The organism is Pseudomonas sp. RU47 (assembly GCF_004011755.1).
Classification (GTDB): Bacteria; Pseudomonadota; Gammaproteobacteria; order Pseudomonadales; family Pseudomonadaceae; genus Aquipseudomonas.
In genome coordinates this window covers 1,729,655-1,755,495 of the sequence record NZ_CP022411.1, presented here as the reverse complement: position 1 = coordinate 1,755,495, position 25,841 = coordinate 1,729,655, and the positions used below count along the sequence as shown (strand labels likewise).

The 25,841-nt window shown below is 60.3% G+C and carries 18 protein-coding genes; all 18 read right to left on the bottom strand.

Features of this window, described 5'->3' with window-relative positions; translation table 11 throughout:
* Positions 1–29: 29 nt before the first annotated feature.
* The 18 genes from pseC to flgG all read right to left on the bottom strand — a co-directional run bounded on the left by pseC (position 30) and on the right by flgG (position 25,811).
* Entirely contained in the window at positions 30–1,187 is a 1,158-nt protein-coding gene (pseC, locus tag CCX46_RS07955) for a UDP-4-amino-4,6-dideoxy-N-acetyl-beta-L-altrosamine transaminase (RefSeq protein ID WP_127926303.1), read from the bottom strand.
* Complete coding sequence (gene pseB / locus CCX46_RS07950; protein ID WP_007920072.1) at positions 1,184–2,185, bottom strand: UDP-N-acetylglucosamine 4,6-dehydratase (inverting); 1,002 nt, start codon at positions 2,183–2,185, stop codon at positions 1,184–1,186. The genes pseC and pseB overlap by 4 nt, the downstream gene beginning before the upstream one ends.
* A gap of 30 nt (positions 2,186–2,215) precedes the next feature.
* Positions 2,216–5,131: a TIGR00180 family glycosyltransferase gene (locus CCX46_RS07945; RefSeq protein ID WP_127926302.1), complete on the bottom strand. Its 2,916-nt coding sequence runs from the start codon at positions 5,129–5,131 to the stop codon at positions 2,216–2,218.
* 55 nt (positions 5,132–5,186) lie between these two features.
* A complete protein-coding gene (locus CCX46_RS07940; protein WP_093439633.1) occupies positions 5,187–5,924 on the bottom strand; it encodes a cephalosporin hydroxylase family protein in 738 nt (245 codons plus the stop codon).
* Between the two features lie 17 nt (positions 5,925–5,941).
* On the bottom strand, positions 5,942–7,012 hold the full coding sequence (locus tag CCX46_RS07935; protein ID WP_127926301.1) for a class I SAM-dependent methyltransferase: 1,071 nt from the start codon (positions 7,010–7,012) through the stop codon (positions 5,942–5,944).
* The gene (locus CCX46_RS07930) at positions 7,009–7,860 is read right to left on the bottom strand and encodes an NAD-dependent epimerase/dehydratase family protein (RefSeq protein WP_127926300.1); all 852 of its coding nucleotides are present in this window, start codon (positions 7,858–7,860) and stop codon (positions 7,009–7,011) included. The genes CCX46_RS07935 and CCX46_RS07930 overlap by 4 nt, the downstream gene beginning before the upstream one ends.
* The gene (locus tag CCX46_RS07925) at positions 7,857–9,083 is read right to left on the bottom strand and encodes a class I SAM-dependent methyltransferase (protein WP_127926299.1); all 1,227 of its coding nucleotides are present in this window, start codon (positions 9,081–9,083) and stop codon (positions 7,857–7,859) included. Before CCX46_RS07925 ends, CCX46_RS07930 begins: the two co-directional genes overlap by 4 nt.
* A complete protein-coding gene (locus tag CCX46_RS07920) occupies positions 9,080–9,640 on the bottom strand; it encodes a dTDP-4-dehydrorhamnose 3,5-epimerase family protein (protein WP_116033117.1) in 561 nt (186 codons plus the stop codon). The genes CCX46_RS07925 and CCX46_RS07920 overlap by 4 nt, the downstream gene beginning before the upstream one ends.
* Positions 9,637–10,719 carry a CDP-glucose 4,6-dehydratase gene (gene rfbG, locus CCX46_RS07915; RefSeq protein WP_127926298.1) on the bottom strand — a complete coding sequence of 361 codons (1,083 nt, stop codon included), beginning with the start codon at positions 10,717–10,719 and terminating at the stop codon, positions 9,637–9,639. Before rfbG ends, CCX46_RS07920 begins: the two co-directional genes overlap by 4 nt.
* Positions 10,701–11,474 (bottom strand): glucose-1-phosphate cytidylyltransferase, encoded by a 774-nt coding sequence (rfbF, locus tag CCX46_RS07910; protein WP_108226864.1) that lies wholly within the window; start codon positions 11,472–11,474, stop codon positions 10,701–10,703. The genes rfbG and rfbF overlap by 19 nt, the downstream gene beginning before the upstream one ends.
* An 807-nt stretch (positions 11,475–12,281) precedes the next feature.
* Positions 12,282–14,270: a calcium-binding protein gene (locus CCX46_RS07905; protein WP_127926297.1), complete on the bottom strand. Its 1,989-nt coding sequence runs from the start codon at positions 14,268–14,270 to the stop codon at positions 12,282–12,284.
* A gap of 233 nt (positions 14,271–14,503) precedes the next feature.
* Complete coding sequence (locus tag CCX46_RS07900; protein ID WP_127926296.1) at positions 14,504–18,097, bottom strand: glycosyltransferase; 3,594 nt, start codon at positions 18,095–18,097, stop codon at positions 14,504–14,506.
* Between the two features lie 108 nt (positions 18,098–18,205).
* Positions 18,206–19,774: a flagellar hook-associated protein 3 gene (locus CCX46_RS07895; protein ID WP_127926295.1), complete on the bottom strand. Its 1,569-nt coding sequence runs from the start codon at positions 19,772–19,774 to the stop codon at positions 18,206–18,208.
* 13 nt (positions 19,775–19,787) lie between these two features.
* Positions 19,788–21,833 (bottom strand): flagellar hook-associated protein FlgK, encoded by a 2,046-nt coding sequence (gene flgK / locus CCX46_RS07890; protein ID WP_127926294.1) that lies wholly within the window; start codon positions 21,831–21,833, stop codon positions 19,788–19,790.
* Positions 21,834–21,857: 24 nt separating this feature from the next.
* Complete coding sequence (gene flgJ, locus CCX46_RS07885) at positions 21,858–23,150, bottom strand: flagellar assembly peptidoglycan hydrolase FlgJ (protein WP_127926293.1); 1,293 nt, start codon at positions 23,148–23,150, stop codon at positions 21,858–21,860.
* Between the two features lie 11 nt (positions 23,151–23,161).
* The gene (locus tag CCX46_RS07880) at positions 23,162–24,250 is read right to left on the bottom strand and encodes a flagellar basal body P-ring protein FlgI (RefSeq protein WP_064119566.1); all 1,089 of its coding nucleotides are present in this window, start codon (positions 24,248–24,250) and stop codon (positions 23,162–23,164) included.
* A 27-nt stretch (positions 24,251–24,277) separates the two neighbouring features.
* Positions 24,278–24,973, bottom strand: coding sequence for a flagellar basal body L-ring protein FlgH (gene flgH / locus CCX46_RS07875; protein WP_038363773.1), 696 nt, complete (start codon positions 24,971–24,973; stop codon positions 24,278–24,280).
* A gap of 52 nt (positions 24,974–25,025) precedes the next feature.
* Positions 25,026–25,811, bottom strand: coding sequence for a flagellar basal-body rod protein FlgG (gene flgG, locus CCX46_RS07870; RefSeq protein ID WP_007920118.1), 786 nt, complete (start codon positions 25,809–25,811; stop codon positions 25,026–25,028).
* Between the last annotated feature and the right edge of the window lie 30 nt (positions 25,812–25,841).

Genomic DNA, 25,841 nt, shown 5'->3' with positions numbered 1-25,841 from the left:
CAGATACTCATCCTTTGCCTCAGCGGCAATTATTCGGTCAGCCGACGCAATTGCTCGACCACGTAATCCTGTTGTTCATCGCTCAACAGCGGAAACAGCGGCAGGCTGATCGCCTCGGCGTAATAACGCTCGGCTTCGGGGAAATCGCCCTCGGCGAAACCCAGGTCGCGATAGTACGGCTGCAAGTGCACGGGAATGTAATGCAGATTCACGCCAACACCGGCAGCACGCAAGCCTTCAAACACCTGACGGTGGCTGCGGCTGATGCGATCCGTCTGCAAGCGAATGACATACAGATGCCAAGCCGAATCCGCCTCCGGCTGGAGACTGGGCAACGTCACCGGCAAATACGTCAGCAGGCGATCATAACGCGCGGCCAGTTCGCGGCGCCGGGCGATGAATTCGTCCAGTTTGCCCAGTTGCGACAAGCCCAGCGCGGCTTGCAGATCGGTGATCCGGTAATTGAAGCCCAGCTCGATCTGCTGGTAGTACCACGGGCCGTGGCTCGATTCAGTCATCTGCTGCGGATCGCGGGTCATGCCGTGGCTGCGCAGACGCTGCAAGCGCTCGGCCAGTTGAGGGCGATTAGTCAGCACCATGCCGCCTTCGGCACTGGTGATGATCTTCACCGGGTGGAAACTGAACACGGTCATCGCCGCGAACTCGCCGCAACCCACCGGACGCCCTGCATAGCACGCACCGACCGCGTGAGACGCATCTTCGATCACGGTGAAGTTGTAGCGCTCGGCCAGTTCGGCAATCTTGCGCATGTCGCAGCTCTGCCCGGAGAACGCCACCGCCACCAGCACCTTGGGCAAAGTGCCGTCCTGCTCGGCCTGATCGAGTTTCGCGTCGAGGGCGAAGGCATCAAGGTTCCAGGTCAGCGGATCGATGTCGACGAAATCAACTTCGGCCCCGCAATAACGTCCACAGTTGGCCGAGGCAAGAAAGGTATTGGGCGTCGTCCACAAACGATCACCCGGCCCCAAGCCTGCGGCCAGACAGGCAATGTGCAGCGCCGCCGTGGCGTTGCACACCGCAACGGCGAAGTCTGCCTCGCAACGTTCGGCCATTGCCTGCTCGAAACGCTCGATGCTCGGCCCTTGGGTCAGCCAGTCCGACTGCAGCACTTCGACGACGGCATCGATGTCTGCCTGATCGAGGCTTTGCCGACCGTAGGGAATCATACCGAGAGCTTCGCGTGCAGATCGGCGATCTGCCCGACCGAGAGAAAATGCGGGTTGGTGTCGGAGCGATACTCGAAATCTTCGCTGACGACACGCCCCTGCTCACCGAGTCTGTCGACGGCGAAATCGACATCGACACTGGTAAAGCGAATCGACGGCTGGATGGTGTAGTGATCTTCGAATTCAAGGGTCATCCGCGCATCGTCCAGCGGCACCATCAACTCATGGAGCTTTTCACCGGGTCGAATGCCGACGTTCTTGTGCGGCAGATGTTCGGCCATGCCGCGCGCCAGATCGACGATGCGGATCGACGGGATCTTCGGCACGAACACTTCGCCGCCGTGCATGCGCGCAAAGCTGTCGAGGACAAATTGCACGCCGTGGTCGAGGGTGATCCAGAACCGCGTCATGCGCTCGTCGGTGATCGGCAACTCCTGAGCACCGTCGGCGATCAGCTTGCTGAAGAACGGCACCACCGAACCGCGCGAGCCGGCCACGTTGCCGTAGCGCACCACAGCAAAACGGGTTTCCTGCTCGCCGGCAATATTGTTGGCGGCGACAAACAATTTGTCCGAAAGCAACTTGGTCGCGCCGTACAGATTGATCGGGCTGGCCGCCTTGTCGGTGGACAGCGCGACAACTTTTTTCACGCCGTTATCGATGGCGGCGGCGATGATGTTCTCCGCGCCGTTGACGTTGGTGCGGATGCATTCGGTCGGGTTGTATTCCGCCGCTGGCACTTGCTTCAACGCCGCGGCATGCACCACGTAGTCGATGCCGCGCATGGCCTGACGCAGACGATCGGCGTCACGCACATCACCAATGAAGTAACGCATGCACGGCGCGTTGAACGTCTGCTGCATTTCATACTGCTTCAGCTCGTCACGGGAGAACACCACCACGCGCTTGGGCTGGTATTGCTCGAGCAGTCGGGCGATGAATTTGCGCCCGAACGAACCGGTGCCGCCGGAGATGAAAATTGATTTACCGTTGAACATGTACTGATTCCTCTTCCCTGTCCGGCAGGCTTAAGCAAGCAACTGTGGCCAGTCCAGCGCAGCGCTGGCATTGAGCGCGAAACCTTTGCCGTCCAGACTCAGGTTGGCGTTGTAGGCCTGATCCTGGGCGAAAGCGGCTGCCCATTTTTCCTTCAGGGCCGCGAGCGCTTTCGGTGCCTGCGGCAACGCGCCCTGATGGATGACCTGCACCGCTGGCGTCCAGACTGTCAGATAACCGGCCTGAGCCGCGCTCAGGCACAGATCGACGTCGCTGAAGCCGTCGTTGAAGGTGCTGTCGTCGAGACCGCCCAGTGCGTCGAACAGATCTTTGCGCACCATCAGGCAGACGCTCGATACCGCCGAATAATTCTGTTCTACCGCCAGGCGATGCAGATAACCGTCGGCATCGTGTTTTTCGCCGACGAAGGCCGAACCGACACCACCGTTCATGCCCAGGATCAGACCGGCCTGGCTGATCTTGCGATCACGGTCGATCAGTTTCGGGCCGACCACCCCGACTTCCGGGCGCAGGGCATGATTGAGCAGAGAATCGAGCCAGTTCGGATTGACCACTTCGGCATCGGCGGCCAACAACACCAGATACTCGCCCCGCACCTGGCGGCTGGCCGCGTTGTACAAGGCCGTTTCGCTCAATGCCCGATCGGTACGCAGCACCTGGACTTTCGAATGCTGATAAGTGCCAAGCCAGTCATTGACCTCAGCCACCTGATCCGCCGTGGCGGCGATCAGCACTTCATATTGGTGATAACGGGTGCGCAGCAGCACACCTTCGACGCAGCGTTGCAGCACGGCCAGATCATCACCCGCCGGAATAATGATCGACACCAGCGGGCGTTCACTGTGGTGGTAGTCGATCTGATAAACCCCCGGTACCGCCGAAGTGACCTTGGCTTTGTAGCCGCGATTACCCAAATGACGCAGCAGCGCGAGACGCTCGTCAGGGTTCTCGACCAGCTTCGGCGCCTCGGTAATCAGCAACGGCTCATCGAGGTGAGCCAGGCTGTTGAGACCATGCTCTTCAATGAGGCGCAACAGCACATCGAGTTCCAGCGCCTTGTTGAAATCGGCGCGGTAGCCGCCGACCTCCACCAGCGCATCGCGGCGCACCAGCCAGTGCCGCGCCATCAAGGATGGCAGGCTGAGCAACAAGTCAAGATTGAAGCCCGGACGGAACACGTCCAGCAGTGCTCCGTTTTCCTGGCGCTGGATTTCGTCTGTGGACACCGCACGGCAATCGCCGGCGTTCATCAGCTCCAGACTGGCGCGCAACAGGCCGCTGGCGGTGAACTCATCGCCGGCCTCAGCCAACAGCAGCCAGTCGCACGGCGACTGACGCGCACTCTGATTGAGCTTGTCGACCAGATTGCCCGGTGTCACCCGAACAAAGTGCAAGGTGTTCTGCGCGGTGGTGGCGGCCGGCGCTTCGCCGGTGGTGAACACGACAATCCGGAAGGCCTTGCACTGCCCTTCCAGCAAACTGTCGAGAGAGACCTGGAGCTTGTCGATATCGTCGTCCAGATCCAGCAGGAAAATGCCGAACTGCGGGCCACCGCCATTCTGCGCCAGATGTTGGCTGATCGCCTCGACCTGCTGCCCGCCGGGCTGGCGCGCAGCCAGCCACTTGAGCAAGCGACCGGACTGCATCTTGTCCATGACCGCATGATGATCTTCAACGGTCAACGCTTCGAGACGCTCGATCCATGCCTGCATGTCTTGCGCTTCTTGAGCTTCGCCCATCGACGCCAGTTGAGCGGCGAGACGTTTGACCACCGTGCGATTGAACGCATTCAGGTCATGGGCCTGCCACAAACGATCAAGCACGCTTTCCGGTGTGTCATTGTTGCGCGTCTGAAGCAAATGCGCCTGACGGGTCCAGATACCCTCAAGTCCTTCCAGTTGAATACGCCCCGCCGGCATGGCGTGCAGCATGAATTCGAACTGCGCCAAGCGGTCGAAGAACGCCTCGTTGTAGAACGGCATTTCGACGTACTGCAACGGCCCGAACCGGCGATCCGGATACTTGAGTTCCTGATTCCAGGTGGACTGGATGATCAGTTCCGCCGTCAGCGCCCGACCCGATTGCAGGCTGTCAACCATCGCTTCGAAACTTTGCAGGGCGAACGCCTTGCCCTGCTCGGTATCAAGACCCTTGATTTCGGTCGGCAACGCGGCGAGGAACTCTGCAAACGCTTCACGCTCGGCCACGGATTTGGCGTCGACGTAGGTCAGCGAGTGATACACCTCTGTACTGTGTTCGGAGGCACCATAGTTGATCTCACGCACCACATACGGTATCGGCAGAATTCGCGCCTTGGCACTGGCCAACAGGTAATACACGTGACCGATTTCCTGCCACTGGAAATTGGTGCCCGGCGGCAACGCCGAATGCCAGCTCTTCATCAGATCAGTACGGGTTACCGCATAAAACGGCGGAATGTACTGGCTCATGTAATCGACGACCCGATCCTGAGCCTTGTCGGCACAGTAGTCTTCCTGGACCTTCTTGTCGCGACGGTAGTAGCTGACGCCACCGGCCAACGCCAGGTACATCAGGCAATAGCCGTGACACATGCCGTAATCCGGATTGGCGTGCAGGAAACCCACGGACTCGGCCAGCGAATCGTGCAGGATGAAATCGTCATCGGCCGCCAGCACCATGTACGGCGTGGTCAGTTGCTCCACACCATAGGCCAGTTTGGCCTGCATGCCCCAATAAGCGAATTGCGGCACATGGTGATAATCGACGCTGGAAAAATCGCCTTCGGGACGTTCCGATGTGGAGTCCAGCACCATGACTTTGCAGGGCAAGCTGCTGTAATACTTCACCGCCCGGCGCAGAAACGCCGGCCGATTGTGAGTAATCAGCACCACCGTCAACAGATCGTTGAGCGGTAGCGTCAGTTCAGAACTGTACTTGCCTTGCATAACTTCTCTCCACAACCGGCGACTCGCCGAGATAACGCTTTGGGGATGTTGCGAATTAACGGACGCGACGCAGATAGCCGTCCGGCGCCACGGTGATCAGCAGCTTGTTCTGCAACTGCTGGTCGATCTCGAAATCCTGATTCTCTTCCAGGTATTTCCACACAGCGGTTTTCGGGTTGTCGCCCGGGCCCCATGGACGATCCGGGAAGAAATCGGCCGGCATGTCTTCAACCACGGTGTCCATGACCACGCAGTAGCTGTCGACCGACACCAGTGGAGCGTACAGACGCAGCTCTTCGAGGACGTGATCGTGGGTGTGGTTGGAGTCGAGCACCAGAATGACTTTCTTGCCTTTGGCCGCAGCCTGCACCTGGGCGGCAATGCCGGCGTCGATGCTCGAACCTTCGATCATCTTGATGCGCTTGGCCATCGGGTGGCTTTCGATCGCCTCGCGGTTGTGCGGGCGAATGTCGAGGTCGATGCCCAGCACTTCGCCGTGGCCTTGCAGCTCCAGCAAAGAGGCGTAGTAGATGATCGAACCGCCGTGGGCGATGCCGCACTCGATGACCAGATCCGGTTTGACCTGCCAGATGATCTCCTGCATGGCCATCATGTCTTGTGGCAACTGGATGATCGGACGGCCCATCCACGAGAAGTGGTAGCTGTATTTGTGCTTGGCCGATTCATTGAAGAAATCGCGGGCCAGACCGGTGAGTTTCTGGTCGTCACCCTGCTGGGCAATCTGTTCCCGGCACTCGGCTTCGAAGGCTTGGTTGATGCTGTTGTCGGTCATTTTAATAATCTCAAGGGTCACTGAAACGAAGCGCTGTCGACGGCGTGATAGACGTAGCGTCCACCGGTCATCCGCTTGATCTCTTCGAGGTAATTGGAATTCATCACAAACAGGTTGGCGCTTTCGGGCAACGCGTCCATCGCCTCTTGCGGTGAAGAAACGCGGGCACCGCTCAGCGGCAGATAACGCCCCTGCTTGGCCGGGTTGATATCCACCACGCGATCCACTGCGACACCTGCGCGTTGCAGGAACAGCGAATAGATCACGCCTTTGGACGAGGCGCCCCAGATCGCGGACCCCTGCTCGGGGGCGGACTGAATGATCTGCACGGCGCGATCGAGGCTGGCGGTGAAACCGTCAGGCAGCGTCAGGCGCGGCACCGGTTGTTCCGGGGTCAGGCGCAACGTCGCAAGGTCAGCGACGATGTACAGATATTGGCCACCGAACAGGTGCCCGGCTTCGTGCACCGTGCCGAACATCCGCCGCAGGTCATCGAGGCGGAAATAATTGACGTGTTCGTAGAACAGGTCGAACCAGGCTTTGTGCTCGAGAATCCAGTCGAAGCACGGCACTTCGATGTAGATCTGCCCGCCCTGATTGGCATTGGCGATTTCGGCGAGGAAGCTCACCGGATCCTGAATATGTTCCAGCACATGGCGCAGCACGATGGCGTCTGCGGCGAGCCCGAGACCACGGGTGAACGGCGCCTTGATCACGTCGGCGTTTTCGCCTTCGTAAGCCGGATCGATGCCGGTGATCGCATAACCGAGGCCCTTGAGCAACTCAAGAAAGTAGCCCTTGCCGCAGCCGACTTCGATCAGTTCCTGACCCTTGAAGTGCTTGGCGATGATGCCTTCGACGTCACTCAAATGCTTCTGGAACTGGCCGGAATGCGCCTGCTCGTTCTGGTAATCGGCGTTGTAGCTGAGCTTGTCGGCGTCGAACGCGGCGTTGTAGATCAAACCGCTGCGCTCGTCCTGCACCAACAGCATGTCGGCACTGGCCGAGGCCTGTGCCGATGCGGCATCGGCAAAGGTGCGGTTCTGCAGCACCGGCAGGTCGGTGACCCGGTACAACTCGTGCTTCATTGCGGCTCTCCCAGTAACTGTTGCAAACGCTCGCTCACCGCCCAGAACGCCAGCGGTTCGTGGGTTGGGTATGGGTAGTGGCCGAGGTTCAGATGCAGCGACACGTCGCGTTCGCGCAGGCGTTGTTCGACCAACGCACGCACGGACACCGGTTGGCCGCTGGCGCAATTGATCACGCCGTTGAAGTCGGTTTTTTGCAGGATCGCGGCGAGGTAACCGGCAGCGCGTTCAATCGGCAGAAAATCGCGCAACTGCTCACCGGCGGACATGTTGAACGACGCTTCACCGGCATCGATCGCCCGGTCCAGTGCGGCCAACAGACTGTTGGGGTTTTGCCCTTCGCCATGCAGATAGAACAAGCGCGCCCACTGCAAAGTAAACGGATGCTCCTGCTGCAGATTTTGCAAAAACAGGTGCAGCGTGTGCTTGGCCAGACCGTAAGGATTGCTCGGCTTCGGCTCGGTGTTTTCACTGAGTGGGCCGCTTTGCAGGCCGTATTCGAAACAGGTGCCGGTGACCAGCACCTGCTGCACGCCCGCCTCGACCGCGCTTTTGATAAAGCGGTAATCGGCCATCAGGTTGTGTTCGAAATGGAACAGCGCCCGGTAGTTCGGCAAGCCCGGCCAGGCCAGATGCGCCAGCGCGTCGATGCCATCGGTCAACGCGTGGATATCGAGATCGGCGGCGTGAATATCCGCGGCGATGAACTCGACGTTGTTGATCCACGGCATGCCTTGCGCGGTTTCTGCGTTGCGCGCCACGGCGCGAACATCGCAGCCGCGTGCAAGCAATGCCGCGACCAGATGCCGACCGACAAACCCTGTGGCGCCAGTGACCAGAACCTTCACAGCACTTTCAACTCAGGCACGGCGATCACGAAGCGGCCGTCCCAGTGACGCACTTGCGCCAGTTGCTGGCTGACTTCGTGCAGCAGGTTCCATGGCAGCACCAGCACGTAATCCGGTTTATCGATATCAATCTGCGCCGGCGCCACAATCGGAATGCGGCTCCCCGGCAGGAACTTGCCCTGCTTGTGCGGATTGGCATCGGCGACCCAGGCCAGCAGGTCCGGTTTGACCCCGGCGTAATTGAGCAAGGTGTTGCCTTTGGCCGCCGCGCCATAACCGACCACACGTTTACCGTCAGCCTTGGCCTGCAACAGGAAGCGCAACAGTTCATGCTTGATGCGTTCAGCGGCAGGCGCGAGGGTGGCGTAGTACTCAGCGGTTTTCACCCCGGCATCCAGTTCGGCTTGCAACTGTTGTTGCACCGCAGGTTGAACCGCTCGGCGCTGGCCGTCCTTGCGCTGCACGAACACGCGCAGCGAACCGCCGTGGGTGGTCAGTTGGCTGACGTCGAACACTTCCAGACCATTGCGCTCGCACAGGGTCTGCACGGCGGTCAGCGACAGATAGGAATAGTGCTCGTGATAGAGCGTGTCGAACTGCGCGCCCGCCATCAGCGTCAGCAGTTGCGGGAATTCGAAGGTGGCCACGCCGGTTGGCTTGAGCAGCGTCGCGAAGCCGCCGAGGAAATCGTTGATATCCGGCACATGCGCGAGCACGTTGTTGGCCGCCATCAGGTCGGCGCCCCAGCCTTCGGCTTGCAACTGCGCAGCAGTCTCACGACCGAAGAACAGTTCACGAATTTCGAGGCCTTTTTCCCGAGCCGCTTGCGCGGTGCTGCGCGTTGGTTCAACACCGAGGCACGGAATGCCCCGGCCCGCCACGTATTGCAACAGGTAACCATCGTTGGCGGCGACTTCCACCACACGGCTATCGGCGGTCAGGCCGAAGCGCTCGACCATCTCGGCGACATAGCGTTCGGCATGGGCCAGCCAGGTGCTAGAGAACGAACTGAAGTAAGCGTACTCGGCGTCGAACAGGCTATCGGCGCTGGTGTAATCCTCGGTCTGCACCAGCCAGCATTGCTGGCACACCGCGACCTTCAACGGGACCCACTGCTCGGCCTGTTCCAGGCGATCGGCGTGCACATAGGCGTTGGACGGCGGCGAGGTGCCGAGGTCGATCAGCGGCAGGCTCAGCGGTGCGGCGCACCCACGGCAGTTCATAGACGCACTCCAGCAAAGTGTTGATCGAGCGCGGGATGGCTGGAATCGCGCGCTGACAAATTATTGACAGGCAACGGCCAGGCAATCGCCAGCCGTGGATCGTTCACCGACAGACCGCCCTCGTGCTCCGGCGCGTAATCGGCGCTGTGCAGATAGAGCAATTCGGCGTCTTCAGTCAGGGTCTGGAAACCGTGGGCGAAGCCAGCCGGGATTAACAAGCTGCGGCCATCACCGGCCTTCAGATGCTCGGCGTGCCAGTGCAGAAACGTTTCGGAATCCGGACGCAGGTCCACCGCCACGTCCCACACTTCACCGCGAAGGCAGGTGATCAGTTTGGCTTCCGGGGCGTTGCCATTCTGATAATGCAGACCGCGCACACTGCCCTTCTCGCGGGTGCAGGAATGGTTGATCTGACGGATATGGAATTCACTGCCGAACGCACTCAGGCTGCCTTCGCAAAACAGCCGTGCGAAGTGCCCGCGCTGATCTTCGAAACGTTTGTGCTGGACGCTGAACAATCCGGCCAGCGGCAACGCTTTCAGAGAAAACTCACTCACAGCGCGCCTCGATACAGGTTCAATTGGCCGAGGGTGACGCTGCGCATGTCATCGCCGTTCTGCCACGCCAGGTGCCAGTCGAGGGTCTGGGTCAGGCACTGCTGCAAGGTCCAGCGCGGCTGCCAGCCGAGTACCTGGCGGGCGCGGCTGCTGTCCAGACGCAGCAGGCCGGCCTCGTGCAGTTCGCTTTTCTCGATGCGCAAACCGCGCGCCTGCGGCCAGCGGCTGGCGAGCAATTCGACGACTTCGCCAACGCTGCACATGTCCGCTTCGCCCGGGCCGAAGTTCCACGCCCCGGCATATTCCGGCCCTTGTTCGTAGAGGCCGGCGGCCAGTTGCAGGTAACCGGCCAACGGCTCCAGCGCGTGCTGCCACGGACGTACGGCTTGCGGATAGCGCAGGGTCACCGGCTCGTCGGCCGTCCAGGCTTTGAGCACGTCGGGAATCAGTCGCTCAGGGGCAAAATCACCGCCGCCGAGGACGTTACCGGCACGCGCAGTGGCCAAGGCCAGACCGTGTTCAGCGTACTTGTCGGCCGGGAAGAACGACGCGGCATAGGATTGCGCGAGCAGTTCACAGCAGGCCTTGCTGCTGCTGTAAGGATCGTGGCCACCGAGGGCTTCGTCTTCGCGGTACGGCCAGAGCCATTCCTTGTTGGCGTAGACCTTGTCGGTGGTCACCAGCACACAGGCGCGCACGCAACCGACCTGACGAATCGCTTCGAGCAGGTTCAGCGTGCCCATGACGTTGCTGGAGTAAGTGCCGAGCGGATCGCGATAGCCTTCGCGCACCAGCGGCTGAGCGGCCAGGTGCAGCACGATCTCCGGCTCGGTTTCGGCGATGATTTCCAGCAAGGCGCCCAGATCACGCAAATCACCGCGCTGATCGTTGATGCCTTCGTGCACCCGCGCCAGCTCGAACAGGCTCGGCTCGGTCGACGGCTCAAGGGAAAAGCCGCTGACTTGCGCGCCGAGGCTTTGCAGCCACAGGGTCAGCCAACTGCCTTTGAAACCGGTATGTCCGGTGACGAGAACGCGTTTGCCGCGCCAGAAATCCGCACTCAGGCCCATTGCTTCCATGGGGCCTCCCCGCTCTGCCACAGGGCTTCGAGATGGTTCTTGTCGCGCAAGGTGTCCATCGGGTGCCAGAAGCCTTCGTGCTCAAAGGCTTTCAACTGTTCGTCGGCCGCCAGACGCGCCAGCGGCTCGGCTTCCCAAGTGGTAGCGTCATCGGCGATGTACGGCAGCACTTTTGGCGAGAGCACGAAGAAGCCACCGTTGATCCAGCCACCGTCACCGCGAGGTTTTTCGGTAAAGCCCAGCACTTGATCGCCTTGACGCTCAAGCGCGCCGTAACGACCCGGCGGTTGCACAGCGGTGACGGTCGCCAGACGACCGTGGGCTTTGTGGTAATCCACAAGCTGAGCGATGTTGATGTCGGAAACGCCATCGCCGTAGGTGAAGCAGAACGCCTCTTCATCTTTCAGATAACGGCCGGCCCGCAGCAGCCGGCCACCGGTCATGGTTTCCTCACCGGTGTCGATGAGCGTGACGCTCCACGGCTCGCTGTAATTCTGGTGCACATCCATGCGGTTCTCGCGCATGTTGAAGGTGACGTCGGAGGTGTGCAGGAAGTAGTTGGCGAAGAAGTCCTTGATCGCATAGCCCTTGTAGCCGAGGCAGATCACGAAGTCATGAATCCCGTGGGCGGAATACTGCTTCATGATGTGCCAGAGAATTGGCTTGCCGCCGATCTCGATCATCGGCTTGGGCTTGAGGTGCGACTCTTCACTGATGCGCGTGCCGAGGCCACCCGCCAAAATAACTGCCTTCATCGTCTCCCCTCTTGTTCTTCACCGGGCTGCGCGCCGCTTTCTTGAGCTTTGCGGGCCTTCTGGCTAAACCTTTTGCCGATCCGTGCGCCGCTGGAGTGACCGCGAGCGCTCGTTTTATGGCGATTTACAGGGGACTTGCAGGAAACGCGCCAGCTCCACAAGCCCCTCACCCTAACCCTCTCCCAAAGGGAGAGGGGACTGACCGAGGAGTTCGGGAGAAGTAGGCCGACGTGCGATACCGAGTCGAACTCAAGCGTTGAAAAGCCCAAAAATCGGCTCCCTCTCCCTCTCCCTCTCCCTCTCCCTCTCCCTCGGGAGAGGGCTGGGGTGAGGGGCAGCAACAACGCAAATCAAAAGCCGTACACCCACGCTCTTCACCACTCAATAGGCCGAGTGTCAGCTCGCCTGCTCTTGATCTTGATCCACGGGCGACGTCGGAAGGCTGAGTGGAGGGATTGATCCGGGCGTGGGAGCGCAGCGACCGTTTGGCGCAGCCAAACACAGCGAGAGGAGGTGCAGCGAAGCAAACCGTAGGCGCTGCGCCCGGATCGATCCCGGAGCGAAGGAACCCCGAGCCCCAGCGAGCGGGCCGCACGCAGGAGCAAGCCTTTTTGGTTACTTTTTCGGCGCCTGGAAAAAGTGACCCGCCGTAAGGGCGGAACCCTGACCAGCAACACCCGCAGCAACGGATACACACCCACCCCCCCAAGAGCATGGTCGGCCCAAAGGCCGCCAAGCCCCAGACAAAAAAAGGGATGAACCCAAAGATTCATCCCGCTCCACAAGCCAGATCAACAATGCAAACGACTACCCAAACATGGCAAACCCATCACCACTAACCGGCACCTCAAAAACCTGACCATCGGCAGTCTGAAGGTGCTCGATGTTGTTGAACCCGGCGTACCAGCCCGCCAGTTTCACGCCGTTGTCCGGCACACCAGTGCTGCCGTCATTGGCACTGTGCAGATAAGCGTCATCACCGATGCGGGTGACGTTCAACTGGCTGGCGTTGGCGATCGTGTTGAGGATCAGGGTGTCGTTCAGATCCCAGCCCTCATCCTGAATCGTCACCAGCCCGGTGGTGTTGACCACGTAGGTGTCATCGCCCTGACCGCCATACGCACTGCCGCCGGAATTCGACTGACCGGCAAGGTTAAGAATCAACACATCATTGCCCCTATCGCCCTGCAGCATGTAGTCGCTGCCAGTGCCGGTGAGCACGTCATTACCCTCGCCGCCGAAAGCAAACCCTCGCCCCAGCGTGATGCTGTCATTGCCATCGTCACCACTGGCCCAGGTGAACAGATCATTGACGGCACCAACGATAACGTCATCACCGGCGCCACCCGACAGGCTGTCGGACTGACCGGCGACATCGAGACCGGAGGCCAGGCCACCATAGAGGTGATCGTTGCCATCGCCACCCTGAATCTGGTCGTCGCCCGCGCCGCCTTCAAGAATGTTATCGCCCCAGTCGCCCTCAAGAACGTCATTGAACTGGCTACCACGCAAGCCTTCGATATCGATGTAAACATCGTGGAACGCAATACCACTCTGCACGCCCCATTTCAGCGAAGCGCTCAAGCCTTCGCTACTGTCGTCATAGCTGACGATATCGATACCAGCGCCACCCTCAAAGTTATCGGCACCCGCACCGCCCAACAGCACATCATTGCCGGCGCCGGCGACGATGGTGTTGTTCTCGTCATTGCCGTAGCCAACGAAGTCAGCGCTGCCGGTATAGGTCAGGTTTTCAACGAACGCACTCAGTCTCAACTCGGACAGGCTGGTGAACACGTGATCGGTACCGCCCATGTAGCCTTCGATTTCCTCGATGGTCACGCCGGCGCTGTTGATCGTGTAGACATCGTCACCGCCACCGCCAGCGACGACCACACCACTGGTGTTCACGGTGAAGTGGTCGGCATCGGTGGAACCAATAACCTCTTCCACATTCATCAGTGTGTCGCCCGCCGCATTGACACCGCCGCCGATCAAAACATTGACCGGATCGAAAGCGTAGCGATAACTCACGGTGTCATGGCCGTCACTACCATCGATGCTCATAAAGTCTTTGTGACGATAAATCACATCATCGAAGCCCGAACCCTGCAACGCTTCAATGCCGGTGAAGGTGTCACCGTAGGCAATGGTCAGCCCGTCAAAGTTGGCAAAGTCTTCGACTCTCACGCCCTCAAGGCTGTCGCTGTAGCTGACCGTATCGTAGCCATCACCACCAACGAAGTGATCGGCACCATCCCCGCCCCACAGCCAGTCGTTACCGGCACCGCCAATGATTTCGTTGTCACTGGCATTGCCGTAAGCCTTGAAATCGCCGGTGCCGGTGAAGGTCAGCTTTTCAATGAACGGGTCCATCTTGAAGGTGTTGAGGCTGGTGCGCAGTTCGTCAAAACCCCCGTTGTCTTCCTCGACAATTGTCACACCCTCACTGTCGACGATGTACAGATCATCCCCGACGCTACCCTCGAACGTCACACCGCCGACCGAACTGGTAAACGTATCGTTGTGGAACGTACCGAAGACTTTCTCGACACCGATGAGGGTGTCGACCTTGCCTTCAGCCCCTGCGACAGTCGTGGCATCTTTGCCGAACTCGACACTGACACCCGACGACATCGCGTAATAGGTCGCCGTGTCGAACCCTTCTCCGCCATCCAGCACATCAGAACCTGCACTGCCGATCAGTACATCATCCGACTCCAGTCCATAGAGTTCGTCATTATCGTCGGTGCCCAAGAGGACATCCGCTTCACTCGTTCCATTCACTACTGACATTTGCGTCTTCCTTGCGTTGTTGTTGAAAGCGGTTCTGTCGGCAGAGAGAGACCGTTCAAGCGTGCAATCCCTGCCTGATGGATGAACGAATAAAAAGGTATCGACTACCAGCAGGCGAAGCTTGAGCCTCGGTACAAAAATGTATCGAGAAGGATGCTAGTAAGGTTTTCAGAGCAAAAAAAAACAGGCGATTGCCAGGTCGCCTGTTTTTCCGTAGATCATGCGTGGCTCGGTCAATCGGCGAGCCAGCCATTCTCCCAGTAACGCAAGTTGTCACCGCGCAACACGTAATCGCGCATCACCACTTCGCGCAAATCATCGCCCATGCGATAGCTGGCGTCCGGGTCAGCCAGGTGCATGCGGATCGCTTGCAGCCACTCATCCGTGCTGTTGGTCTTGACCCGCGTACACGGCAGGTAGCCTTGATAGGCTTCGGTGTCGGTGCAAATCACCGGGTAACCGCAGGCGCCGTACTCCAGCAAGCGCAGATTGCTCTTGCAGTCGTTGAAGATGTGGAACTCCAGCGGTGCCAGCGCCAGGTCAAGGTTGAGGCTGGCCAGTTTCGCCGGATAGACGTCCAGCGCAATCACCCCGTGAAATTCGTGCATGTACGGCCGCAGATCATCCGGACACATGCCGAAAAACACCCAGTCGACTTCATTGGCCAGCTCACGCACGACATCGGCAATCACTGCCAGGTCGCCGTGGTGACTGGTACCGCCGCCCCAACCGACACGCGGTTTTTTCGAAGTACGACGCAGGCTGCGCAGGCCGGTCCAGAGGTTCTGGGCAAGCATGTTGGGCACGACGCGTATGTCGTGGTGCATATCCGACAGCGCATTGGCCAGTGGCTGGGTCGACACCACCACGCGATCGCACAAACCGATCGCCTGGCGCACCATGCGCTCCATCTCGTGCTTGTTGGGCATGTTGCGGATATGGGCATTACGATGCGGAACATCGATCACATAGTCATCCAGCTCGAATATTCGCCGGGCATGGCAGAACTTCTTCAGCGGTGGAATTTCATCGATGGCACCTTGCGAGTAGCGCCCTTGCAAGACGATGACGTCCGGCGACTGACGCTCGATTTCAATGAGCGACGGCAAGCCGTAACGAATACACCCTTCGGCGCGGTTGGCCGCTTCCAGCTCGATCAGCGGCTGACTCATGCGGTAGTGGCCAATCGCAGAAGCGTTGATTGGCACCGCGAGTACGTTGGGCAGTTGCGGGCGGGAAAACGCCGTCCAACCGGTGCGCAGGCCCGGCTCCAGACTGAAGCTCGTTGCACCGATACCCTGCAATGACAAGTTGACGTTGAACGCCGGATCACGGGCAATGCGCGGCAACCAGCGTTTGTAGAAGGTCTCCTGCTCGTGCATGTGCTGCTGGCCTTCTTCGGCGGTCGCCCCGACGGTTGGCCGCGCGCCCTGAGCCAGCAAGGCATAGGGCGTCCACACCACCAGATAACCTTCCTGACCGATGCGCAAGCACAGGTCGACGACATTCAGCGCCTGTTTCAAATCCTGCTCGTCGAGCCCTGCGACAGACTCGAAAACAGCCTTGCGTACCATCACGCAATCACCGCCGACGGCACTCAGGTCTTGGGCAGCCTGCAACCGGAACATGTAGCCGTCGGACTGCAGCGACTGCCCATAAAACGGCAACCCGACCGCCCCTTGCAGGCCGAGAATCATGCCGGCGTGCAACACGTAACCATCCGGGTTGAACAACTTGGCGCCGACCACGCCGACTTCCGGGCGCTGCGCTTGATTGAGCAGCTCGTCCAGCCAGTCGGTGTGGGTGATCACCGCGAAGGTATTGAGCAACAGCACATACTCGCCACGGGCCTGTGTCACGGCAAAGTTATGCAGGGCCGCCATGTTGTCATGCTGCGGGTAACTCAGAACGCGAATCCGCTCACCGCCCAACTGCGCCATACCATCCAGCCATGCCAGCGCCTCGGCGCTTTCACTGCCGTTGTCGACCAGCAACAGCTCGTATTCGGAGTAAGCGGTTTTCTCCAGCACGGTCTCGACACAGCGCTGCAAGGCAGCCGTCTGATCGCGAGTTACGATGATGATCGACACCCGCGGACGCCGGCCATGCTGGTAGTCGATACGATTGAGCAATTCGCAACTGCCACGGCGTATTTCGTGGGCAATCCCCAGACGTTGCAGGTGTGCTTCAATCACCCGTGGGTTTTGTTCGATCACCGCTGGTTCGGCCAGCCACCCGGACAGATCGAATGGCGACTCGAGCAAGACTTCGGCGACATGCCCGATCACCTGTGTACCGTCGCTTTCGACCATACGCCACAGCATGTCATGGGGCGCCAGTTCGGCGAACGTCGCGTCGAATCCACCGAGCACCAGGAAGCGTTCGCGCTTGAACGCCAAGGCACGCCCGACGTATGGATAACTGCGCATGAGGTCGAGGTTGAAATCCGGTTTGAAGGCGGGCTCTGCCGATTCGCCATCGCGCAGGCTGCCTTCATCGCTGTACACGCAACTCAGCGAGGGCGAATGCGCTATTCGATCAGCCATGACCAGCAAGGCCGGCACCACCAGACGATCACCGGCCTGCAACAGGTAGAACCAGTCGGCACCTTCGAGTTGCGGTAACAGAGTGTTGATCTGTGCCAACCCGTCATCCTGCAACGGCATGCGGAACACCCGCCCGTCCAGCGTCGCCTCGGTACAGTCCGCAGACAACAGCAGAATCAGCTCCGGCGGATAGTCCTGGGCTGCGAGCGCTTGCAGCGTGCGTTCAACGCCATCGCGACTGCCTTGGGCATCAATGATGATCGGCACGATTCGCGGCTGCTGCGGCCAGGCGGCCAGGGTTTCTGGCAGCAACTTGCGTTGCCCCTCGCTGAGACTGCGGCATTGCAGCCAGTGTGCATAGAGTTCGGCGAAGCTCCAGCTATCGATACCGACACACCACTCCTGGCGACTCTGCTTGGTGCCGAGCGTACGGCTGAGCGGCAGCTCCTCCCAGACTCGCGGCGACTCGTCAGCCTTGGTCAGCGGGATATAGCGCACCCAGCCCGGCGCCGGCGCGGACTCACCACTGCGAGCCTTGAGCATTTGCAGAATCCACTCGCGCTCGACCTCAACCGCATCTTTCATTGGTTGCTGTGCGCTCAGACGCTCCGGGTAGAGCCGCTCGGCACTGAGCACATTGTTGGATACCGCCAGATTGCCGCGCCGCATCAGACAGACGTACAGGGCGAAATCCAGGGTCGCGACAAAACAGTGCCCATCCTGAGTCAGAGCCGGCAACAGCTCGACGAGATCCGCACGTCGAAACAAAGCGTTGGTGAAACCGCCCAGCACATTGACCGGGAATTTTTCAAAAATGCCCAGCAGGTCGTCCCCCTTGAACAGACCGCTGTGGGGCGACAACGAGGTGTTTTCCAGGCGCGCCGGCAGGATGATGTCGTTGGCATCCCAGAACAGTCGCTGGGCCAGCACCAGGCTGACTTCTTCGCGCAACATCTCGTGCGCCTGCTGTTCGATGCAGGCCGCATAAAGGTGGTCGTCGTCACACAGGAACTTGATGAGTTCGCCCTGCGCCTGATCCAGGCACGCCTTCAGGTTGCCGACCATGCCCAGTGTGCGCGGATTGCGCACATAACGCACGGCGACGCCGGACTGCTCGGCCACGGCAATAACAATCCCTTCGATCTCGTGGCCACGACTGTCGTCACAGACAATGATTTCAAGGTGCGCGTAGGTCTGGCTGACAGCACTGTTCAATGCCCGCTCGAAGAAGCGCGGATTGAAGGCGGGAATGACGAGGCTGACAAGAGGAAGTGAATTCACGGCGGGCTCACAGGCGGTACGAGCCCGCTCGGAAAAGCGAGCCCTTGAAACCGCTAAAAAACATAACTGAGGGGCAGGCCAAACGGGCGCTTACACGCCCGCTGACGGTCAGATCTTGTTGAACAGACCCAACTGGCTGATCTTGCTGAACGCCAGTTGCGAGGCTTGCAACATGGTTTGCTGCAGGGTCAGACGAGTCATCACTTCGGCCGGATCCGAATCACGGATCGAACCTTGGGTGGTGGTGTTCGCGGTGCTCAGGCTGTCATTGGTGATGGCTTGCATATCCAGAGCCTGACCACGGGCACCGATCTCGGTGACTGCGCTGCCGATTTGATTGCTGGCCGCATCGATGTTGCCGATACCCGCCTCCATCGCGCCCTGGAATTTCTGCTTGGCCACCGGATCACCATCGATCGGAGTGTTCAACGCCGTGATCATCTGGCCCAGGGTGTCGAGCACGTTCTGGGTCTGGTGGTCGTTCGGCTGGATCGAAAACTGATCACCGGCAGCCGGGGCAGCGCCCAGTGCGAACGTGACGCCCGCCGCGGTAGCGTTGTTACCCACGATAGTGCCTGAGGACACGGGTTTGCTGTCGGCAGTGACCGGCGCTGCGTACAGATCGAAGGCGGTGGCGCTGGTGAACTTGAGGACGGCGCCGCCCTGCGGGAATGCCGCGGTGTAGGCCGCCTGGTCGGTAATGCTGGAGCCAGTGATCACCGCGGTCGACGGGTTGCCCGGGCTGCGCGTCGTGGTGAACGAGTCCGGCGCGGTCGACAACTGGAAGCTGTGGCCGGCAATCACCGCGTCCGGGTTGGTGTCGCCGGTCTTCAAGTTGATATTCAACTTCATGTCGACGCCACGGAAGCTCACCGTCTGGTTGGCGCCGCTGCTGTTGCTGACCAGACCGTTCTGGCTCGCTTCAGCGGTCACGTCATTGCCCAGGGCATCAGTGATTTTCAACTGGGTGCTGCTGAGGAAGCTGACGGTGTAAGGCTGGCCGGCAGTGAATTTGGAATCATAGGTGGCGGCAGTGCCGACCGTACCGTTGGACAGCACAACGCGGCCGTCGTCCACGGCCGGCGCCGTCATGGTGACGTTGGTGCGCGCGGTATTGATGGTCTGCTGGAAAGCGGCCCAACCGGTGGTGTTGGTGCCAACCGTCATACCGTCGCCGATGCCCAGATTGATCGTGGTCTGGTCACCGTTGTAGGTGTAGGTGCCGTCGGCATTCTGCGAGTACGGTGCGGTATCGGTTTTCGAACCGGAGAACAGGTAATTGCCGCCGGCATCCTTGGAGTTCATCAGGCCCAGCACTTGTTGCTGGATCTGGCCCAGCTCCGATGCGTAAGCCTGGCGGTCCTTGTCGGTGGCCGTGCCGTTGTTGGCCGCCAGGGCAAGTTCCTTGGCGCGCGCCAATGCGGTAGTGATGGACTCCAGCGTGGACTCCTGCACGGTCAACGCACTTTTGGTGGTATCAACGTTGGTCTTGTACTGATCCAGCATCGCCGCCTGCTGACCCAATTGCAGCAAACGCCCGGCACCGATCGGATCATCGGACGCATTGGTAATGCGCTGCAGGCTGCTCGCCTCGCTGGCGCTGGCAACAGCCTTGTTGAAGTTACGCTGATAGTCCGACGCTTGCGTGCCGTAATACTGGGCGGTGGAAATGCGCATGAATTACGACTCCTTAAAGGCTGTTGATCAGCGTGGCGAAAGTTTCCTGCGCAGCTTTGATGATCTGCGAAGACGCTGTGTAGTACTGCTGATATTTGACCAGATTGCCGGTTTCTTCATCCAGGTTGACCCCGGACAGCGAATCGCGGGCGCCTTTGGCGTTGTCCAGAATCGCTGTGGTGGCGGCGCTGTCAGACTTGCCTTGAGCGGTCTTGGTGCCGACGTTGGTCACCAGCTTGTTGTAGCCGTCAGTCAGGCTGATGCCCTTGCTGGCCGAACCGGTGTCGATGGTCTGCTTGGTTTGCAGGGCGACCAGCGATTGCGCGTTGCGGTTGTCCGAAGACGCCGCACCGGTCAGGTTCATGGTGAAGGTTTCGCCCGACTTCGGCGTGCCGCCAACGGTGGTCTGTACGGAGAAGGTTTTCTGCACGTTCGGCGTAACGCTGGTGTCCAGCACCGGGTTGCCGCTGGCATCGACGATACCGACCTTAAGTTCCAGCGTGTTCGATTGACCGGGAACGATAGTGCCGCTGCTGATGAGGCCGCCCTTGGCATCCACAAAAGTGTAGGACTGGCTGCCCCCGGTAACCGCACCGAACACCAGTTTGACCGGCGTCGAGTTCTTCAGCGCCGCCTGCATGTCAGCCTGGGCAGTCGGGTTGTAGATATCGATCTTGCTGGTGAGCGTCGGCTGGGTGAAAGTGCCCAGACCGTTGGCGCTGGCCACACCGGTCAACGGACCGGCCGCGGCGATTTTCTTCGGATCGGTGAGCACCGTCTGGATGCTCGCGGCCGCATTGCGGGTCGGGGTGATTTTGAAGCTGTCACCGGCGCTCAACGCACCACCCTTGAGAGCGAGGGTGAAACCGTCGATCACTGGTGGCGGATTGGTCGTGGTGCTGAAGGCACCCAGGTCGGTGCCGTCGGAGCGCTTGACGGTGTAGTCAGTGGCGCTGGTGAACGTCACTTGATAATCGCTGGTGGTCAGCTTGCCGGTGTCCTTGATGGTGACATCGAGGTTACCCGAACCGGTGCTGTTGCCCGACTGCGCGATGCTGCGCGAACTGACCAGCGCGGCACTGTTGATGTTGTTGAAAATCGCCGCGCCGAAGTCACCGTTCTTGTCGATGCCCTGGGCTTGCTGGCTGTTGACCTGATCAGCGATCACCAGCGCTACGCGGCCCAGCTCATTGAGCGATGGATCGAGGACTTCTTTGCGATAGGTCAGCAGGCCACCGATTTCGCCACCGCTCATCGCCGAGGTGATGTCGATGGTGCTCGAACCGCGATCCATCTGGATGCCCATGCGCGATGGATCATCCTTGAGCGGCACGGTGCTCAGCGTGTTGGTGGTGTTACCGATGACCAGCGGCTGGCCGCTGCCGATATACACGTCAAAACTGGTACCACGCTCGACGACCTGCGCGCCGGTCAACTCGGACAACTGACGTACGGCTTCGTTACGGCTGTCGAGCAGATCGTTCGGCGCACCACCGCTGGTGGAGATCTCGCCAATCTTCTGGTTCAGGTTGGCGATCGAGGTGGCCAGCTTGTTCACCTGAGCTGCCATGTCGCCAAGGCTGCCGTTGATGGTGGTGTTCTGGTCGTTGAGCTGCTTGGCGATGGTGTTGAAGCGACTGGTCAGCGCCTGTGCGCCGGTCAGCACCGATTGACGGGAAGTGTCATCGGTCGCCGAGGTCGAAACGCCCTGCATCGTGGTGAAGAATTTCTGCAGCACGCCGGTCAGGCCGGTGTTGGTGTCCGACAGCATCGAGTCCAGCGGTGTGGCCTGAGCCAGAAACGCGGCAGATTCGCTGTCGAGCGAAGTTGCCGTGTGCAGTTGGCTTTCCAGGTACGAGTTGTACACCCGGCGCACGTCGGCCAGGGTGGTGCCCGTGCCGATGAACACGGTGCCGTACTGCTGCGAGGATTTGGTGCCCTGCACGGTTTGCTGGCGTGAATAACCGGCGGTGTCGACGTTGGCAATGTTGTTGCCTGTCGTAGCCAGAGAGGACTGGCTGGCCGACAGTCCCGACATCCCGATATTGAGCAAACTCATGGTTCAGACCTTATACCTTGTGCCTTATAAAGGCGTGGTGGATACACCCGCCGCAGCGTAGTTTTGGAAACTGTTCATCTGCTTGGCTATCTGCGAAATCTTGCTGGCGTAGTTGGGGTCGGTTGCGTAACCGGCCTTTTGCAACTCGCGTACAAACTGTTCTGGGTTATCGGCAGACTTCACGACATCTTGATAGCGATTATTGCTCTGCAGCAAAGTCACCAGATCGTGGAAGCTGTCCTTGTACGAGGCGTAGGAACGGAACTCGGCCGTCTCCTTGACCATCGCGCCATCGCGGAACTCGCTGGTGATCGCCCGGGCCGAATCGCCCTTCCAGTTACTGCTCGCCTTGATGCCGAACAGGTTGTGGCTGCTGCTGCCATCCTGGGCGCGCATGACCGATTTGCCCCAACCGGTTTCCAGTGCCGCCTGCGCCACCAGATAACGCGGATCGACGCCGATACGGTCGGCCGCTTCCTTGGCCATCGGCAGCATGGTGTTGACGAATTCATCGGCGGAACTGAAGGCTTTCTTCGCCGGCGCCAGCGGAATCTGCGCCATGGCGCGACCGTAGATCTGCATCTGCCCGCCAGCGGATTTTTCGCTCTCGGCACGTGCCAGCCAGTCGCCGTTGTACAGCGGGCCGGCGCCGGTGGTAGCAGCCGTGGTCGCGCGCTGCGGCAATTGCGTGGCCGCTGCCGGCGTAGCCGATGGCACCAGGCCTGCGAGCAAACGATCGGCCAGTTTCGGTGGCAGAGCCAGACGACGCTGATTGATCAGCTCCATGTCATTGCGATGAGCCAGTTGCGTGTTCGGCGCGCTCACCGAACGCGATGCCCACAACGGACGCTCGCCATTGAGCCGCGACAACGGGCCGTTGGTAGCAACGGTGCCAGCGGCAACCGGTGTGACCACGGCCGCAGCTTTCGCCTTGGCCTCTTCCTGCTTGGCGGCGGACGCGGCCGCCGCCTCACCCGGCGCCAGCGGTTTGTTCTTCGACATCTGCCGCATCAGCACGTCGGCCAGACCGATACCACCGCCCTCGCGGGACATGGAAACGGCCAGTTGCTGGTCGTACATTTCCTGATACTGCTTGGCTGCCGGCGTGTTGAGCGGGTTGTCCTGGCCCAGCGCTTCAGTGGCCGAGCGCATCGACTTGAGCATTTCGCCAAGGAACAGCGATTCGAATTCCTGCGCCACTTTGCGCAGGTTCGCATCGCTGTTCTTGTCGCCGACCTTGAGTTGGTTCAGGCGATTGAGGTCCGAGTAGGAACCCGAATCGCTGCTGCTGACCAGACCGCTTTTGCGCATATCCATAAGGGTCGGCCTCAGATCACGATCAGGTCGGCTTGCAACGCACCGGCCTGCTTCAGCGCTTCGAGGATGGCCATCAAGTCACCCGGTGCCGCGCCGACCTGGTTCACCGCACGCACGATCTCGTCGAGGGTGGTGCCCGGGCCGAACTTGAACATCGGTTTGGCTTCCTGCTCGGCATTTACCCGCGAGCGCGGCACAACAGCGGTCTGGCCATTGGACAGCGGGCCGGGCTGGCTGACGATCGGGTCTTCGGTGATGGTCACGGTCAGGCTGCCGTGGGTCACGGCGGCTGGCGACACTTTCACGTTCTGGCCGATGACGATGGTGCCGGTACGCGAGTTGATGATGACTTTCGCCACCGCCTGACCCGGATCGACTTCGAGGTTTTCCAGGATCGACAGGTAGTCGACGCGCTGGCTCGGATCGAGTGGCGCGGTGACGCGGATCGAACCGCCATCGATGGCTTGCGCGACGCCAGGGCCGAGCATGTCGTTGATCTTGTCGACGATACGTTTGGCGGTGGTGAAGTCGGAACGGTTGAGGTTCAGCGTCAGGCTGTTGCCCTGGTTGAAACCACTCGGTACCGAACGTTCCACCGAGGCACCGCCAGGGATACGACCGGCCGACGGAACGTTGACGGTGATCTTCGATCCGTCACGGCCTTCGGCGTCGAAACCGCCGACGACAAGGTTGCCCTGAGCGACCGCGTAGACGTTGCCGTCGATACCCTTGAGCGGGGTCAGCAGCAAGGTGCCGCCGCGCAGGCTCTTGGAGTTACCGATCGAAGACACCGTGATATCGACCTGCTGACCTGGCTTGGCGAACGCCGGCAAGTCAGCACTGATCGACACCGCCGCGACGTTCTTCAATTGCACGTTGCCCGATCCTGGCGGCACCTTGATGCCGAACTGCGAGAGCATGTTGTTGAAGGTCTGCAGGGTGAACGGGGTCTGCGTCGTCTGGTCACCGGTGCCGTTAAGCCCGACCACCAGGCCGTAACCGATCAACTGGTTGGAGCGCACGCCGGAAATGCTGGCGATGTCTTTCAACCGTTCGGCTTGTGCATTGAAGGCCGCCGACATCAACAGCGCGGCCACCATAAGGCTTTTCAGATTCAACGTAGCCACCTAGAAAGGGAACAGCGGGCTGAGGAAGAAACGGTCGAACCAGCCTGGCTGACTCGTATCGGCAAACGCGCCGGTACCCGAGTAGGTGATGCGTGCATCGGCGACCCGGGTCGACGACACGGTGTTGTCCGTGGCGATGTCATCGGCGCGCACCAGACCGGCGATGCGCACCAGTTCGTCACCGGTGTTCAGTGTCAGCCACTTCTCGCCGCGCACGGCGATGATGCCGTTGGGCAGCACGTCAGCGACGGTCACGGTGATCGAACCGGTCAGGCTGTTGCTCTGCCCGGACTTGGCGTCGCCCTTGGTCGAACGGTCGGCGCTATAGCCGGCGTTCAGACTCAGGTCGTTGCCCCCAATCGGATTGTTAGTGGTCAGGCTGGAGCCGAACAACGAGGTCAGACCGACCTTGTTGTCGCTGTTCTTGTCCATCTGCGAGTTGGCGTTCTTGCTCGCCTGCGTGCGCTCGTTCAGGGTGATGGTGATGATGTCACCGACCCGGAAAGCCTTGCGGTCGCTGTACAGGTTCTGCTCGAAGCCGGCCTGATAGATCGAGCCATTATTGGCGGCAGCCGGCAACGGCGTGCGCGGCAACACCGGGGCGTAGTAAGGGTCATTGGGCTTGGGCGTCGGGGCGACGCAGCCCGCGAGCGAGACGACCCCACTCAATGCCAGAACAGATACAAAGCGATTCATGACCCTACCTCACGGTGTTGCAGGCGACCTCATGGCCGCCTCATAGACTTGATTACAGATTCTGCGTTACGAACGAGAGCATCTGGTCAGCGGTGGAGATCACCTTGGAGTTCATCTCGTAAGCGCGCTGAGTGGTGATCATGTTGACCATCTCTTCAACAGTGCTGACGTTGGAGGTTTCCAGAGTGTTCTGCAGGGTCGTACCGAAACCGGCCAGACCCGGGGTGCCGACTTGCGGCGCGCCGGAAGCGGCAGTTTCCAGGAACAGGTTGTTGCCCACGGCTTGCAGACCGGCCGGGTTGATGAAGTCGGCGGTCTGCAGATTGCCGATCACCTGAGACGCAGCGTTGCCAGCAACCGTGATGGACACGGTGCCGTCACGGCCGACGGTGAAGGTCTGGGCATCGTTCGGAATGACGATGGCCGGTTCCAGAGCGAAACCGCTGGCGTTGACGATCTGGCCGTTGGAGTCGAGGTGGAAGGTACCGTCACGGGTGTAGGACGTGGTGCCGTCCGGCTGCAGAATCTGGAAGAAACCGCGACCGTCGATGGCCATGTCCAGCGGCTGCTCAGTGGTTTGCAGGCTGCCGGCGGTGAAGTTTTTCTGGGTGCCGACGATGCGCACACCGGTACCCAGTTGCAGACCCGACGGCAGTTCGCTGTCCTGGGTCGACTGGGCGCCTGGCTGGCGCTTGATCTGATACAGCAAGTCCTGGAACTCGGCGCGATCACGTTTGAAACCCGTGGTCGACACGTTCGCCAGGTTGTTGGAAATGGTGGTCAGGTTGGTGTCCTGGGCGGACAGACCGGTTTTGGCAACCCATAGAGCCGGAAGCATTCGATTCTCCTCGTGCGCCTGTTTTTCGGC

What these genes read in the sequence shown, in the direction of transcription:
- pseC (WP_127926303.1), bottom strand. Translation starts at nt 1,187, where the DNA reads ATGATTCCCTACGGTCGGCAAAGCCTCGATCAGGCAGACATCGATGCC.
- pseB (WP_007920072.1), bottom strand. Translation starts at nt 2,185, where the DNA reads ATGTTCAACGGTAAATCAATTTTCATCTCCGGCGGCACCGGTTCGTTC.
- CCX46_RS07945 (WP_127926302.1), bottom strand. Translation starts at nt 5,131, where the DNA reads ATGCAAGGCAAGTACAGTTCTGAACTGACGCTACCGCTCAACGATCTG.
- CCX46_RS07940 (WP_093439633.1), bottom strand. Translation starts at nt 5,924, where the DNA reads ATGACCGACAACAGCATCAACCAAGCCTTCGAAGCCGAGTGCCGGGAA.
- CCX46_RS07935 (WP_127926301.1), bottom strand. Translation starts at nt 7,012, where the DNA reads ATGAAGCACGAGTTGTACCGGGTCACCGACCTGCCGGTGCTGCAGAAC.
- CCX46_RS07925 (WP_127926299.1), bottom strand. Translation starts at nt 9,083, where the DNA reads ATGAACTGCCGTGGGTGCGCCGCACCGCTGAGCCTGCCGCTGATCGAC.
- rfbG (WP_127926298.1), bottom strand. Translation starts at nt 10,719, where the DNA reads ATGGAAGCAATGGGCCTGAGTGCGGATTTCTGGCGCGGCAAACGCGTT.
- rfbF (WP_108226864.1), bottom strand. Translation starts at nt 11,474, where the DNA reads ATGAAGGCAGTTATTTTGGCGGGTGGCCTCGGCACGCGCATCAGTGAA.
- CCX46_RS07905 (WP_127926297.1), bottom strand. Translation starts at nt 14,270, where the DNA reads ATGTCAGTAGTGAATGGAACGAGTGAAGCGGATGTCCTCTTGGGCACC.
- CCX46_RS07895 (WP_127926295.1), bottom strand. Translation starts at nt 19,774, where the DNA reads ATGCGCATTTCCACCGCCCAGTATTACGGCACGCAAGCGTCGGACTAT.
- flgK (WP_127926294.1), bottom strand. Translation starts at nt 21,833, where the DNA reads ATGAGTTTGCTCAATATCGGGATGTCGGGACTGTCGGCCAGCCAGTCC.
- flgJ (WP_127926293.1), bottom strand. Translation starts at nt 23,150, where the DNA reads ATGGATATGCGCAAAAGCGGTCTGGTCAGCAGCAGCGATTCGGGTTCC.
- CCX46_RS07880 (WP_064119566.1), bottom strand. Translation starts at nt 24,250, where the DNA reads ATGGTGGCCGCGCTGTTGATGTCGGCGGCCTTCAATGCACAAGCCGAA.
- flgH (WP_038363773.1), bottom strand. Translation starts at nt 24,973, where the DNA reads ATGAATCGCTTTGTATCTGTTCTGGCATTGAGTGGGGTCGTCTCGCTC.
- flgG (WP_007920118.1), bottom strand. Translation starts at nt 25,811, where the DNA reads ATGCTTCCGGCTCTATGGGTTGCCAAAACCGGTCTGTCCGCCCAGGAC.